Raw genomic sequence first — 15197 nt, 5'->3', positions numbered from 1 at the left:
TACAAGTAGGCTAAATTGAGTCTAAGAGTATATAATCAACTATAATATGTCTAACTATTTATTTTTTATTGTATAAATTTCCAAAATAAAAAACCCCTACATAGGGGTTATTATATATAAGAAATATAAACTGGTAATTAAGCGTTCATACCGTTTAACTTTTGAGCTAATTTAGCTACTTTTCTAGCTGCAGCATTCTTATGTATAGTTCCTTTAGAAGCTACTTGGTATATTCTCTTTTGAGCATATTGGAACTTAACAACAGCATCCTCTCTGTTTCCAGCTGCAACAGCATCTTCGAATCTTCTTATTGCAGTTTTTATTTGAGATTTTCTAACTCTATTTAAAGCAGTTTTCTTTTCGATAACACTTATTCTTTTCTTAGCTGATTTTATATTTGCCACCGTGTTCACCTCCCTGTATTTTTTTCTCATATTCATCGTCAACATATTAGATTTTAACAGAAATAAATCTAAAAATCAAGGATTATTATTTATATATTTTAATAATGTTTTTTATTTTGATTTTTTAGACTATAGATTGTGTATAAATAATTTGCAATATCTTGTTTTTAGGTTGGTATATTTTGTGTTTTAAATATTTTAATATATATAAATTAATATTTCATTTTTTGTAACAAATATTTTGATATAATACAAACTATTTACATACATTTTGATAGTATTTCCAATAATTATAAGATAATGCAAGAAATTACTCATTTTTGTAAATTTAATAAAAAATTTATAAAAATATAAATTTATATGTTTAATTAAGATAATTTTTCCAATAATTGAGATGTTTTTTTCATTCTATAGTATATTATTTAAGTAGAACTATAATATTTAGGAGGTATTTATATTATGAAAATATGTAAAAAATTATTAACTATGGGAATTTCATTCTTGCTAGTAATTTCTGCTTTTCCAATAGTATCAAATGCACTAAGTTCGATTGATAGTATAAATGGTAAAGATAAGTATGAAACTTCAGCTATTATTGCAGATAGGCAGAATTATACTAAAGCTATCCTTATCAATGTGGATAGTAGTTTAGCAGATGGATTATCAGCAAGTGGATTGGCTGGAGTTGAAAACGCACCAATATTATTGACTAAGAAAGATGAGATACCAGACTCAACATTAAAAAGATTTAATAATGTTAAAAAAGTGTACATAATAGGAGGAAATAATTCTATAGGAAGCAAAGTAGAGAATTTATTAAAGGAAAAAAATATTGACGTTGAAAGAATTGAAGGAAAAGATAGACTTAGTACAAGTTATAAGGTAAGTGACAAGATTTTAGAATTAAAAGGTACTTCAGGTAATGTACTGGTAGCAAATGGGTTTAAAGGTGAAGCAGATGCCATAAGTGCAGCTTCAGTTGCATTTAAAAATGAGATACCTGTATTACTTACTAACGGTTCAGATATGCCTGAGTTTAAAATTAAAGGAGATAAAATATTTGCATTTGGTTCAACAAATACTATGAGTAATCAACTTGTAGAAAAATTAGGAGCAACTAGATTAGGTGGAATTGATAGATATGAGACTAATAAAAAGATAGTTCAACAGTTTTATGGTGGTGCTAAAGAATTTTATGTAGCTAGTGGAAGTGACCTAGTTTATCCGTTAATTGGCTCAACTCTAGCTGAAAGTAAACCAATTGTATTAGTTGGAAATGGAAGTAACAAAAGTATACTTAAAGGTGCTACTAAAATAACATCAATAGGAAATATTGATGCTTCTATAATAACACAATGTTTGAATGTAACTAATAATGTAGGTGACACTAATACAGGCGTAGTCAAAAACAATACAAACGAGGAATATCCTCTCAAAGGGATGCTAGTACAGCTTGGCCTTAACACAACTGGTAAAGCTGGGTGGGACATTAATTATGGTGGAAATGAAAATGGGAATGAACTTAGAGCAGATGGCAAATATTATTATATAAATAAAGGATATGCAGGATTAGGTGCATACGCTGCTGCATTTGCAGGTGAAGCATACAAGAGTGTAATATTTAAAAATCTTGACCCTATAAAAATTATAGCAGGCAAAGAGTTGCTTACTTATGAGCAGACTAAAAATGAACTTGCAGTAATTAGAAATTTCCTAAATAGTTTCGATTGGAGAAATGCATCTGATATGGAAAAGGCGAATAGAGCTGCAAAACTGGTAATAGAGTCAAAATATGTGAGTGGTATAGCACATGATACAAATGTATATGGAAATCTTGTTGAAAAACGTGCTTCATGTGGAAGTTTTGCAAGTAGCTTTCATGTATTGACAAGGCTAATGGGAATGAATTCGATATATCAGGAAGATGGAGCCTTAAACCATGCTTGGAACTATGTGCAAATTGATGGTAAGTGGTATGAATTTGATGGTTCTGAAGTTGCATTATATAGAACTTCAGCAGAGTTTAATTCTTCTAGACTAGAAAATGCAACAAAAACTATGCCTAAGTACTATGATGCTAAGGCATTATTTGTATTAGGCTTCAACCAGTAAAACAAGAAAGGTTCTTTAGGGAGCCTTTTTTATGATTGAATATCCTTAAATTCTTCAAAAAGTTGGATAAACACTTTCAAAAATATATTTATCATTTAATTATTTATATTGAAAAAACATGTACATATATGATGGATTTTATAAATGTATTATTAATAATAAAATAAATATCGAAAAACTAACATGATTTTTAACGTTTTTACATTGAACAGTTGAATAGTCTAAAAAAATAGACTATAATATTTTTATAGATTAAAGAAAGGGATGATAAGATGGACGTAGTAAAATTGATTCTAAATCCTGCTAGACTTCGTATTTTACAGTATATTCGACTTCATGGCAGTGTTCGTACATCTGATATAGTGAAGTATTTGAATGATATTCCTCGCGCAACGGTTTATCATCATGTCAAAATTTTAGAAGAGAATAATATGATTGAAGTAGTCAAAGAAAATCGTGTGCGTGGTACGATTGAAAAGGTTTATGCACTAAAGGAAGATGAAGTGCCAATGGAAGGTGAGGCATTTGTTGCACTTTCTACAGCATTTCATATAGGGTTAATGCAGGAAATGAATGAGTATTTTAGCAGGAAAAATCAAGAGCATAAAAAAGATAATGTACTTTTTACTTCAGCATTGTTATATATGACTGATAATGAATATAAAGATCTTCTTCAAAATATAGCTAATTTATTGAAACCATATGTAGATCAAAAACCTAAATCGAATCTAAAGCTTCGAAAACTCTCAATTATATCTTCTCCACCTGTAGTGGATGATGACAAGAAGAAATAACATTCATTTTATTTTTATAGGGAGAGGTGACATATGAAATTTCATGAATTTGGAAATAAAAAAAGTCCACATATAATGTTGATTCATGGAGGTGGGAACGCATGGTGGAACTATTTACGACAAGCACAGGTTTTGTCTGAAAACTATTATGTAATACTTCCTACATTGGATGGTCATGGAGAAGAATATGAGAATACATATATTTCCACAGAGGATACAGCAGACAAGTTAGTAGAATATATAGATAAAGAATGTGGTGGTCATATTTTTGCTTTGTGTGGTGTGTCACTTGGTGGTCAAATTGTGATGGAGCTTTTATCTCGAAAACCTGATATTACCCAAAAGGCAATTATTGATGGTAGTATATGCTACCCAAGACCTACTATGGCAAGGTTTTGTATTGCTGGTATTCGTTTTTGTGGAGGACTTCTATTTAGTGAGAAGGCCTGTCGTTTTCAAATTGCTATGATGCCAAAGCTATTACCTAAAAATATGCAGTACCCAGATGAAATCAAAGCATATTATATGCAGGATATGCCACATGTCAGAAAAGAAACATTATATAATATGTATCGTACTTATATGATGCAATATACACTTAAGGATAGCGTCAAAAAAACCACGGCACAAGTGATGTACTGGTATGGAGAAAAAGAAATGAAGTGTGTCAAAAACTCTGCGAAAATGTTTCAGTCTTATGTGGCCTCATGTAGGATTTATGAAGCTAAAGGTTATAATCATGGTTATCTCTCTCTTTATCTTCCAAATGAGTGGCTAGCAATTGCTGAACCATTCTTTCAACAGAAATAAATGAAGTGAAGAAGTCATTCTACTATGAACATAAAGTTTAGAAGATGCAACAAAGAACATGCCTATTTACTATTATGCTAAGACATTATCTGCATTAGGCTTCAACCAATAAAACAAGAAAGGTACTTTAGAGAGCATTTTTTTATGATTGCACATCTTTAAACCCTTCAAAAAGTTGAATAAACACTTTCAAAAATATGTTTATCATTTAATTGTTTTAGAGGAAATATATAATGAATGAAATCTTGGGAAGAAAGTGATAAATAGATTAAAAGGTAGCGCCTATGTAAATAGTTGCTACCTTTTTATATTTGTAAATAAATGATAGATAAGGAAGTTTACTGACCATTTACTGACCAAACTCGATTTTCTTACATTGAAAGCCTTAATTTTACTTGTTTTAAATAAATTTATAGTTTTTTGTTATAAAATACTAAATTTTGTTAACAATTATAATTAGCATTTAATTTATACTGGAGGTTTATATGATTAATGTAAGAACAGATTTAGCTTTAGAAGCTAGTGAAATGTGTGAAAAGTCTCAAGAAGGAAGTAGTATTCCTGGGGTAGAAATAGAAACTAAAGAATTAGAAAATTGTATTGTAACAAAAGTTGAAGTAATAGATGAACAAGGTTCAGAGATAATGAACAAAGATATAGGAAAATATATAACCCTAGAAAGTAATCTTATGAAGTTTGATGATGATGAGTCAAGAGAAGAAATGATAAGTTATTTAAAAGATGAATTGGTAGATGTGTTTGGACAAGACAAAAACAAAAAGACACTAGTAATTGGTCTTGGAAATAGAAATATTACTTCTGATGCATTGGGTCCAAAAAGTGTATCTAAAACACTGGTAACTAGACATCTCTTTAAAAATTATAACAAGGATTATGATGATGATTTTACTGAGGTATCAGCTTTAAGCCCAGGGGTTATGGGTGTTACTGGAATAGAAACTAGTGAAGTAGTGAAGTCATTAGTTGAGAAAGTGAAGCCAGATAGAGTAGTAGCAATAGATGCACTAGCATCAAGAAAAATGGAAAGAGTAAACTCTACTATACAAATATCAACAGCAGGAATATCACCTGGTGGAGGTGTTGGCAATACAAGAAAATCTCTCACTAAAGAAACTTTAGGAGTGGATGTTATTGCAATAGGAGTTCCAACTGTGGTTGACGCAGCAACTCTTACTATAGATGTTTTGGATATGGCAATAGATAATTTAATATCTCAGTCAGAAGAAACAGAAAGTTTTTATAATATGTTGAAAAAACTTAAAGAAGAAGAAAAATATCATCTAATAAAAGATTCATTAGACCCATATGATAAGAATTTAATCGTAACACCAAAAGATATAGATGATACAATTGAAAATCTATCTATAATAATAAGTGAAGGTCTAAATAGGTCTTTACATCCAGGTAGATTGTAAAATAAGGAGGAGCAAATATGTTTAAAAAATGCATTAAAGTAGTAACCTTGACTTTTATATTAGCATGCATTTTACCAGGAAAATCATTGGCTTTAAATCAAGATGACTTTTTGAAATTTTTAGTAAATTCATCTTATCCAGAAGCTAAAGTCGAAGGAAATAATACAGAAAATAAAAAGAGTGATAAAAATAAAGAAACAAGTAAAGAAAGTAAAGATGAAAATAAAAAATCTGAGGATGTAAGTAAAGCTGATAATAAGAAAGAAAGTGAAAAAGAATATATAAAACTTTATGTTGGTAAAGAAAATGTTCCAGACATTGAGTCAAAAAACTCAGATACAACTGAAACTAGTACTGCATCTAGTGAAGATTATAAAGATGATTTAAGAGTGACTAAAGAAAATCCAAGAATCTTGATATATCATACTCATGGATGTGAAACTTATTCAAATTCACCTGATGGAAATTATCATTCAAGAGATAAGAAAAATTCAGTAATGGAAGTAGGAAATGCATTAACTAGTGCTTTAGACAGTAAGGGATGGGGTGTAGTCCATACTACTAAATACCATGACTATCCATCTTATAATAACTCTTATGCAAGTAGTTTAAAAACAATAAAAAGTATACTCCCTAAATATAATACAGTGGACATAGCAATAGATTTACATAGGGATGCTAGGGATTTAACTAATCCAGCCACTAAAGAAAAAGACCATTTAAAATATACAACTATGATAAATGGAGAGAGAGTATCTAAATTCTTCTTTGTTGTAGGAGGAAAAAATGAAAATAAAGCACAGCTTAGAGCTTTAGCAGATGATATAACTGCTTTTGCTGAAAAGAAATATCCAGGCTTGGTGTCTCCAATAGTAGAAAAAGATTATGCTAGATTTAATCAATTTGCAGTTAAAAATCACATGTTAATAGAAATTGGAAATAATGCAACAAGTATAGAAGAATCTAAGGCTACTACAAAGTATCTTGCTGAAATTTTAGATGAATATTTTAAACAAAAAAATTAGATTGTTTAGTATAATTAGGAGCATGTTGAATGAGCCGATTAGAAAGAAATATAGAAGGTAAAAGTAAACAAAGAAAATATAAGTATATTATGAGAATTATATTTTTAGTTATTATGATTATAGGTACATCAGTTTGTGTATTTATAGTTGACAGTAATGCTAAAAGTATGTTGGGAATAAAACAACATAATTATTTCTCAAGTATTAAATTTGATATTACAAAGCTTGATATACCAAAGCTTGATATACCAAATTTTGATATACACAAAATTGTTGAAAAATTTAATAAGTAGTAAATAAGTGAATAAGGTTTATTGATTAAAATAAGCCTTATTTTAGTTATGTATCTTTAATTGTATAAAATAAAAATACATTAACTATCTTTTATAGGATTTACTTTAAGTTTATGATATTATATAATATTTAGTGTTAGGCTTGATAATCCACATATAATGTGGATAATTTTGTTTAATGCCAATTAGTTTATATTCAAAAATTTAAAATTTGATATATAAAAAGTTTTTATATAATATAAAATGATAACTATAAGAATAATCAAGAGGAGGGAATTTAAGGTGGACAATAAACAAAGTAGAACTAGAAATTTTAGTATAATTGCACATATAGACCATGGAAAGTCTACCTTAGCTGATAGATTAATACAACAAACGGGGCTTGTCAGTGAAAGAGACATGAAGAGTCAATTACTCGATAACATGGATCTTGAAAGAGAAAGAGGAATCACTATAAAGCTCCAAAATATAAGATTAATGTATAAGGCGAAGGATGGAAATGAATATTATTTAAATCTTATAGATACACCAGGACATGTAGACTTCAATTACGAGGTATCAAGAAGTTTAGTTGCGTGTGAGGGAGCATTATTGGTAGTTGATGCAGCACAAGGTGTTGAGGCACAGACTTTAGCTAATGTGTATCTTGCAATAGACCAAGATTTAGAAATATTACCAATAATAAATAAAATAGATTTACCAAGTGCAAGACCAGATGAAGTAAAACATGAAATTGAAGATATAATAGGGCTTGATGCAAGTGAAGCACCTCTTATTTCAGCTAAAACAGGTTTAAATATAGAAGATGTTTTAGAAGATATTGTAAAAAATGTTCCTGCACCTAAAGGAGATAATGAAGCTCCATTAAAGGCGTTAATATTTGACTCTTATTACGATGCTTATAAAGGTGTTGTAGCCTATGTTAGAGTGTTTGAAGGAACTGTTAAAAAAGGTATGACAATAAAAATGATGAATACTAAGAAAAAGTTTGAAGTAACTGAAGTTGGTGTTATGGCTCCAGGGCAAACTGAACTTAGTGAATTATCAGCAGGTGATGTTGGTTATGTTGCTGCTAGTATAAAAGATATAAGAAGTTGTCGTGTAGGGGATACAATAACAGATTCAAATAATCCTACAGAAGAACCTTTACCAGGATATAAAAAAGCTACTCCAATGGTATATTGTGGTATATATCCAGGAGAAGGTGAAAAGTATGAAAATGTAAGAGATGCTCTTGAAAAATTACAAGTAAATGATGCTGCTCTTGAATATGAGGCTGAAACTTCAGCAGCACTAGGGTTTGGGTTTAGATGTGGATTTTTAGGTCTTTTACATATGGAAATAATGCAAGAAAGACTTGAAAGAGAATTTAATCTTGATATAATCACTACAGCACCATCTGTTATATACAGAGTTACAAAAACTGATGGAGAAGTTGTAATGATACAAAATCCTGCAAATTTACCAGAAGTAGCTGAGATAAGAATGATAGAAGAACCTATAGTAAAAGGAGATATAATAGTTCCTAAAGATTATGTAGGTGTTGTTATGGAACTTTGCCAGGAAAGACGTGGAAATATGTTAAACATGGAATATATAGATGAGAGAAGAGTAATGCTTCATTACGACCTTCCTCTTAATGAAGTTGTTTATGATTTCTTTGATGCCTTAAAATCAAGAACTAGAGGATATAGTTCTCTTGATTATGAGATTAAGGGATATGTTGCATCTACTCTTGTAAAACTTGATGTTTTAATTAATAAAGAGCAAGTTGATGCTCTTAGTTTTATTGTACATGAAACTCGTGCTTTCCCTAGAGGAAAGGCAATGTGTGAGAAATTAAAAGGAGAAATTCCAAGACATCAATTTGCTATACCTATACAAGCTGCTGTTGGTAATAAAGTTATTGCAAGAGAGACAATAAGTGCTTTAAGAAAAGATGTACTTGCTAAATGTTATGGTGGAGATATATCTCGTAAGAAGAAACTTCTTGAAAAACAAAAAGAAGGTAAGAAGCGTATGAGACAAATTGGCTCTGTTGAAGTTCCTCAAAAAGCATTTATGTCTGTACTTAAGTTGGATGAATAATTTATTAAATTTTTATAAATTTAGATAAAAATACTTAAAAGCTAGAGTGAATTTAGAATTATTTCTAAATTAATCTAGTTTTTTTGTGGTATATTTTAATTAAACACATAGAGAATATAAGTAAGTGTATATTAAAGAAAAAATAAAAAAAGGTGATATTTATGACTAATATAGAAATTCCTAAAAAAGTGGATTATATAATTAAAGAATTAGAAAAAAATGGTTATGAGGCATATGTAGTTGGAGGATGTGTGAGGGATTGTTTATTAGAAAGAATTCCAAATGACTGGGATATAACAACTAGTGCAAGACCTGAAAAAGTAGTAGAGATATTTGAAAGAACTATTCCAACTGGTATACAACATGGTACTGTAACAGTCATGATTGAACATGAGCCATTTGAAGTGACAACATATAGAATAGATGGAAGCTATAGTGATGGTAGACATCCAGATTCAATAGAATTTACAAATGATATAGTTAAGGATTTGTCAAGAAGAGACTTTACTGTTAATGCAATTGCATACAATTCAAAGACTGGATTAGTTGACCCATTTAATGGCTGTGAGGATATACAAAATAAGTGTATTCGTTGCGTTGGAAATCCAATAGACAGATTTGAAGAAGATGCACTTAGAATGCTTAGAGCGATTAGGTTTTCTGCACAGCTTAATTTTAAAATAGCTGAAGGTACTAAACAAAGCATATACAAAAAAGCAGATTTAATAAAATGTGTGTCTATGGAAAGAATTCAAGTAGAATTCAATAAAATGCTAGTATCTGATTCATCTAAGTTAAATTTATTAATTTCAACAGGATTATTGAAATTTATAATTCCTGAAATATGTGATTTAGAAGATGTTATTCAACATAATCCATATCATATTTATAATGTTGGGAAACATACTTTGATAGCTACTGAAGTAATTGAAGATGAATTATATCTAAAGCTTACAATGTTATTTCATGATTTGGGTAAAAAAATTACTAAAACGACTGATAAAAATGGAATTGACCATTTTTATAGTCACAGTAGGGAGTCTGTTAAAATAGCAAAGCAAATTTTAAAGAGGCTTAAGTATGATAATTATACTATTAATAAAGTTCTAATATTAATACAATATCATGATTATAGAATAGAACCAAAAAGAAAAATTATTAAAAAGTTATTAAATAAACTGGGAGACATTGAACTATTTGAAGATTTAATAAAAGTTAATTGGGCTGACACACTTGCTAAAAACCCAAAATATGCAAAACAGAAAATATTAAACCTTATTGAGAGTGAAAAGGAATTTAAACATATAATAAGCCAAAATGAATGCTTTCATATTAAAGACTTAGCTATTAATGGAAACGATTTAATGTCTATAGGTGTTAAACCAGGTAAAGATATAGGGTATCTATTAAATAAGATGCTTGAAATTGTCATCAATAATCCAGAACTAAATGAAAAAGAAATTTTAAAAGAAAGAGTATTAGATATATACACATTTTAAGCTAGAAGATTAAACTTTAATTTAAGATAGAAAATATAATCCACATTTAAAAAATAGACAATCTTTAAAGATTGATATTCTATAATTTTAAATGTATAGCAAATTAATATAAAACTAGTAAGTTAATATAAAATTAGTAAATTAATATAAAAAAAAACTTTGGGAATACTAAAACCATAAATTTATAAAATTAATATTTTATGCACTTATAAAACAGTGAGGAGGGACATCATGCGTACTCAACTACAAAAGACTATTGGTCTTTCAGCAGCTCTTTCTACTGTTGTAGGTATGGTTATAGGTTCGGGAGTTTTTTTTAAGCCACAGGCAATATATACTACAACTAATGGAGCTCCAGGTCTAGGTATTATAGCATGGCTTTTAGGTGGATTTATAACAATAACTGCTGGACTTACAGCTACAGAAATATCAGCTGCTATCCCAAAAACTGGCGGTATGATGATTTATATTGAAGAGATATATGGAGAAAAACTAGGATTTTTAACTGGATGGATGCAAACTGTATTATTTTTTCCAGGCACATCAGCCGCATTAGGGGTAATATTTGCCCAACAAGCATCTGAACTTTTAAATATGAGTCCGAACAATATGTCAGTTGTGCTTCCAATAGCAATTGGAGTAATACTGTTTTTATCATTACTTAACATAATAGGTTCATCATTGGGAGGAAAAGTTCAGACTGTAGCTACTATTGGAAAAATGATACCATTAGCTCTAATAATAATCTTTGGATTTATTAAAGGTCAAAGTAGTGAAGTATTAAATCCATTTGTAGGTGATGGAGTTAATGTATCAAGCGCACTTGGACAAGTATTAATAGCAACATTGTTTGCATATGATGGATGGATAAATGTTGGGGCTATCTCAGGCGAGATGAAATCGCCAGAAAAAGATTTACCAAGAGCAATAGTTGGTGGGTTATCATTAGTTATGGCAGTCTATATTATAATAAATGTAGCATATCTTCGGGTTGTACCAGCAAGTGAATTAGCAACTGTTACTTCACCAGCAACATTAGTTGCAACAAAATTATTTGGAAATTTAGGTGGAAAAGTAATAACTGTGGGTATATTAATATCAGTGTTTGGTACATTAAATGGATATTTATTAACAGGGTCAAGAATACCATATACATTAGCTGAAAGAGGAACTTTGCCAGCTTCTAAAGTTTTATTAAAAGTAAATTCTGGTGGGTCTCCTGTAAATTCAATACTGCTTATAACTGTATTAGCATGTATATATGCTTTATCTGGTCAATTTAATCTTTTGACAGACTTAACTATATTTTCAATATGGGTATTTTACGTATTGACTTTTGTTGGGGTTATAAGGCTTAGAAGAGAACAACCAGATTTACACAGACCATATAAAGTTCCTTTATATCCAATAATACCAATTATAGCTATATTAGGTGGGTTATTTGTAATAATAAATCAAATATTGACTTCAACAGCAATATCCTTAGGTGGTATATTCATAACCATACTTGGATTACCAGTTTATTATTATATGAAGAAAAGATAATCATTTGTTTTAAGTTAAAAAATTTGGATAAAAGTAAAAATCTACTTTTATCCAAATTTTTTATGATATTACATAGTGAAAATGTTTTATATGTGGCTTGATGAGTTATTTTGTTTGATTTATAATTTAATAACTGATGCTTTAAGATAATTTTAAGAAATGAGGAATATAAAATGTTAGGACTTTATATACATATACCATTTTGTGTGAAAAAATGTAAGTATTGTGACTTTAATTCTTATAAAATGGACCTAGATTCAAAAAAAAGATATATAGAAGATTTGAAAATAGAAATGGAGTTACACAGCAATAAATTAAATAGAGATGATAAATACAAAAATAAAGAAGATTTCAATTTAGACAAAAACAATATAATAACAAGTATATTTATAGGTGGAGGAACACCTAGTATTTTGACATCTGAAGAAATAAGAGAAGTATTTGTAAGTATAAAAGAAAAATTCAATATAGATAAAAATGCAGAAATAACTATAGAATGTAATCCTGGTACACTTACACTAGAAAAATTAGAAACTATGAAAGAAGTTGGTATCAATAGACTTAGCATAGGGTTACAAGCTGTCCAAGAAAAGCATTTGAACTTTATAGGAAGAATACATAGTTATAAAGAATTTGAGAAAAACTATATGGATGCACTGAGTGTAGGATTTAAAAATATTAATGTAGATTTAATGTATAGTCTTCCTAATCAGACACTATGTGATTGGAAGGAAACTCTTGAAAAAGTTACAGATTTAAATCCAACACATATATCAGCATATTCTCTTATATTAGAAGAAGGTACTGAACTATATAATATGTATGAAAATAATCAATTTGACCTTATAGATGAAAATATAGATATAGAAATGTATGAGTATACAATAAACTATTTAAAGTCAAAAGGATACAACCAATATGAAATATCAAATTACTCACAAGAAGGCTATAATTGTAAACATAATATTTTATATTGGGAATGTGAACATTATATAGGTCTTGGAGCAGGAGCTTCTGGTTATATTGATAATAATAGATATAATAATTTAGAATCTTTAGAGGATTATCATTTAAGTCTGATTAAAAGAGAGAAGCCAATAGAAGATAGTGAAAATCTTTCTATAAAAGATATGATAGAAGAAAAGATATTTATGGGTCTTAGAATGAATAAGGGAATAAAATTTAAAGATTTTGAAAAAAAATTTGGAATAGATTTTAGAGAAAAATACAGTAAGCAGATAGAAATGTTACTAGCTAGAAACCTTATAAACCAAAGCTTTGAGGGCATACAATTAACTCAAAAGGGAAGAGAAATATCTAATAGTATATTTATAGAATTTATGGAATGATTTTTAAGGTATTGACAAAATAAATTTATAATGGTATATAATATATATAATCTTTTTAGCACTCGAACTTAGTGAGTGCTAACAGCTAGGAGGTATAATAATATGGAATTAAATGAAAGAAAATTAAATATCCTCAAAGCTATAGTTAAAGATTATATAGAAACAGCTGAAGCTATAGGTTCTAGAACAATATCTAAAAGGCATGATTTAGGTGTTAGTGCTGCCACCATAAGAAATGAAATGGCTGACCTTGAAGAATTAGGATATTTAATTCAGCCACATACTTCTGCGGGTAGAGTACCATCTGAAAAAGGCTATAAGTTATATGTAAACTCTCTTATGAGTAAAAGTGAATTGGATGATAATGATAAGATTCTTATTGAACAATGTATGAATCATAACATAAATCATATAAAAGAATTAATTCATGAAACGTCTAAGCTATTATCTCAATTAACTAACTACACAACTGTAGCAGTTACTAAGAGTTTGATAAATCAAAGCGTCATAAAGCATATACAGTTAGTTGCTATGAATGACAATAATATTTTACTTATAGTTGTAACAGATAAAGGGGACTTAAAAAAAGCTAACCTTACAACTAATGTATATTTAGATCAATCTAAGTTAAATTTGATTTCTGATAATCTTACAAAGAAGCTCTCAGGAAAAAGTATAACAGATTTAGATGATAATCTGATTGCTTTTATTAAATATGAAATAAGTGAGTATTCAGGGTTTATAGATGAACTTTTAAATGCCCTAAACTCAAATATGGAAGAAGAAGATTTTTCTCTATCATTAAATGGAGCCACTAATATATTTAGTTATCCAGAATTCAATGATGTGTTAAAAGCAAAGTCATTTTTAAATATGTTAGAAAGAAAGGAAACAATAGCTGACATAATTAAATCAAAGGGAATACAAAAAGAAAATCTAAATATAATAATTGGTAGTGATAATGATTGTAAATTGGCACAGGATTGTAGTATAGTTACAGCAACTTATAATGTAGACAGAGACTTAGTTGGGCGAATAAGCTTCATAGGACCTACAAGAATGGATTACGCTAGAATTTACTCTATAATAAATTATATGAGTTTATTAATTAATAGAAAGTAAAGAAATTTTAAATTGAGGGGTGTAAAGTCTTGGATAAAAAAAATGAGCAACAAGAAGTAAAAGAAGAAAATGATACTTCTATTAACCAAGAATCTGAAACTCAAGTAGAGTTAGAAGATGAAGTTGTTAATGAAGAATGTGAAGAGTCAAGCGAAAAAACTGATGAAGAAAAAGCTGATGATGAAAATGTAACAGATATAAATTCTAAATTAGCAGAAAAAAAATTAAAAGATGAAGTAGATGAATTAAATGACAAATATCAAAGACTTCAAGCCGAATATGCAAACTATAGAAGAAGAACTCAACAAGAAAAAGAAACAATTGGTGTGTTTGCAAATGAGAAAATAATAACTGAGTTAATACCAGTTATAGATAGTATGGAAAGAGCCTTAGATGCATGTGAAGATAAGGAAGATACTATGTATAAGGGTATAAGCCTTGTACATAAGCAATTAATAGATACTCTAGTAAAATTTGGAGTAGAAGAAATAGAAGCAGAATCTAAGGAATTTGACCCAAACTTACATCTAGCAGTTATGCAAGAGAGTGTAGATGGAGTAGAAGCAAATCAAATAGTGATGGTACTTCAAAAAGGATATAAACTAGGAACTAAAGTTATAAGACCTTCAATGGTTAAAGTTTCTTGCTAAGTATATAAATTAAGGTTAAAATATTTAGCCTAATATAAAATACACAAATAAGTAAAATTTAATTATACAA

The 15197-nt window shown here is 28.9% G+C and carries 13 protein-coding genes; 12 read left to right on the top strand and 1 reads right to left on the bottom strand.

The window, feature by feature from the left end; genetic code table 11:
• Positions 1–137 precede the first annotated feature (137 nt).
• Positions 138–404, bottom strand: coding sequence for a 30S ribosomal protein S20 (gene rpsT / locus KGF41_RS01350; RefSeq protein WP_227432754.1), 267 nt, complete (start codon positions 402–404; stop codon positions 138–140).
• A gap of 459 nt (positions 405–863) precedes the next feature.
• Between rpsT and KGF41_RS01345 the strand changes: the two genes are divergently transcribed.
• The 12 genes from KGF41_RS01345 (at position 864) to grpE (ending at position 15127) form a co-directional block, all read left to right on the top strand.
• Complete coding sequence (locus KGF41_RS01345; RefSeq protein WP_227856281.1) at positions 864–2516, top strand: cell wall-binding repeat-containing protein; 1653 nt, start codon at positions 864–866, stop codon at positions 2514–2516.
• 272 nt (positions 2517–2788) lie between these two features.
• Complete coding sequence (locus KGF41_RS01340; protein WP_227840030.1) at positions 2789–3310, top strand: helix-turn-helix domain-containing protein; 522 nt, start codon at positions 2789–2791, stop codon at positions 3308–3310.
• Positions 3311–3343: 33 nt separating this feature from the next.
• Positions 3344–4120, top strand: coding sequence for an alpha/beta fold hydrolase (locus tag KGF41_RS01335; RefSeq protein WP_227856280.1), 777 nt, complete (start codon positions 3344–3346; stop codon positions 4118–4120).
• A 485-nt stretch (positions 4121–4605) separates the two neighbouring features.
• Complete coding sequence (gene gpr / locus KGF41_RS01330; RefSeq protein ID WP_227828199.1) at positions 4606–5556, top strand: GPR endopeptidase; 951 nt, start codon at positions 4606–4608, stop codon at positions 5554–5556.
• A gap of 17 nt (positions 5557–5573) precedes the next feature.
• Positions 5574–6581: a stage II sporulation protein P gene (gene spoIIP / locus KGF41_RS01325; protein WP_227828200.1), complete on the top strand. Its 1008-nt coding sequence runs from the start codon at positions 5574–5576 to the stop codon at positions 6579–6581.
• Positions 6582–6610: 29 nt separating this feature from the next.
• Entirely contained in the window at positions 6611–6874 is a 264-nt protein-coding gene (locus tag KGF41_RS01320) for a hypothetical protein (RefSeq protein ID WP_227842133.1), read from the top strand.
• A 282-nt stretch (positions 6875–7156) separates the two neighbouring features.
• Complete coding sequence (lepA, locus tag KGF41_RS01315; RefSeq protein WP_227856279.1) at positions 7157–8962, top strand: translation elongation factor 4; 1806 nt, start codon at positions 7157–7159, stop codon at positions 8960–8962.
• 161 nt (positions 8963–9123) lie between these two features.
• Complete coding sequence (locus tag KGF41_RS01310; protein ID WP_227828203.1) at positions 9124–10461, top strand: CCA tRNA nucleotidyltransferase; 1338 nt, start codon at positions 9124–9126, stop codon at positions 10459–10461.
• A gap of 231 nt (positions 10462–10692) precedes the next feature.
• Positions 10693–12006, top strand: a complete 1314-nt coding sequence (locus tag KGF41_RS01305; protein WP_227828204.1) for an amino acid permease — start codon at positions 10693–10695, stop codon at positions 12004–12006.
• A 173-nt stretch (positions 12007–12179) separates the two neighbouring features.
• On the top strand, positions 12180–13355 hold the full coding sequence (gene hemW, locus KGF41_RS01300; RefSeq protein ID WP_227842140.1) for a radical SAM family heme chaperone HemW: 1176 nt from the start codon (positions 12180–12182) through the stop codon (positions 13353–13355).
• Between the two features lie 102 nt (positions 13356–13457).
• Positions 13458–14477 (top strand): heat-inducible transcriptional repressor HrcA, encoded by a 1020-nt coding sequence (gene hrcA, locus KGF41_RS01295; RefSeq protein WP_227828206.1) that lies wholly within the window; start codon positions 13458–13460, stop codon positions 14475–14477.
• A gap of 29 nt (positions 14478–14506) precedes the next feature.
• Positions 14507–15127: a nucleotide exchange factor GrpE gene (gene grpE, locus KGF41_RS01290; protein WP_227432572.1), complete on the top strand. Its 621-nt coding sequence runs from the start codon at positions 14507–14509 to the stop codon at positions 15125–15127.
• The last annotated feature ends 70 nt before the right edge of the window (positions 15128–15197 follow it).

Source organism: Clostridioides sp. ZZV14-6150 (assembly GCF_020657875.1).
Taxonomy (GTDB): Bacteria; Bacillota; Clostridia; order Peptostreptococcales; family Peptostreptococcaceae; genus Clostridioides.
The sequence above is the reverse complement of the archived record's forward strand: the minus strand, read 5'-3'. Positions and strand labels throughout refer to the sequence as shown.

Coding starts and splice junctions, on each gene's coding strand:
- KGF41_RS01310 (WP_227828203.1), top strand. CDS start 9,124: ATGACTAATATAGAAATTCCTAAAAAAGTGGATTATATAATTAAAGAA.
- KGF41_RS01305 (WP_227828204.1), top strand. CDS start 10,693: ATGCGTACTCAACTACAAAAGACTATTGGTCTTTCAGCAGCTCTTTCT.
- gpr (WP_227828199.1), top strand. CDS start 4,606: ATGATTAATGTAAGAACAGATTTAGCTTTAGAAGCTAGTGAAATGTGT.
- KGF41_RS01340 (WP_227840030.1), top strand. CDS start 2,789: ATGGACGTAGTAAAATTGATTCTAAATCCTGCTAGACTTCGTATTTTA.
- KGF41_RS01335 (WP_227856280.1), top strand. CDS start 3,344: ATGAAATTTCATGAATTTGGAAATAAAAAAAGTCCACATATAATGTTG.
- KGF41_RS01345 (WP_227856281.1), top strand. CDS start 864: ATGAAAATATGTAAAAAATTATTAACTATGGGAATTTCATTCTTGCTA.
- hrcA (WP_227828206.1), top strand. CDS start 13,458: ATGGAATTAAATGAAAGAAAATTAAATATCCTCAAAGCTATAGTTAAA.
- spoIIP (WP_227828200.1), top strand. CDS start 5,574: ATGTTTAAAAAATGCATTAAAGTAGTAACCTTGACTTTTATATTAGCA.
- KGF41_RS01320 (WP_227842133.1), top strand. CDS start 6,611: ATGAGCCGATTAGAAAGAAATATAGAAGGTAAAAGTAAACAAAGAAAA.
- hemW (WP_227842140.1), top strand. CDS start 12,180: ATGTTAGGACTTTATATACATATACCATTTTGTGTGAAAAAATGTAAG.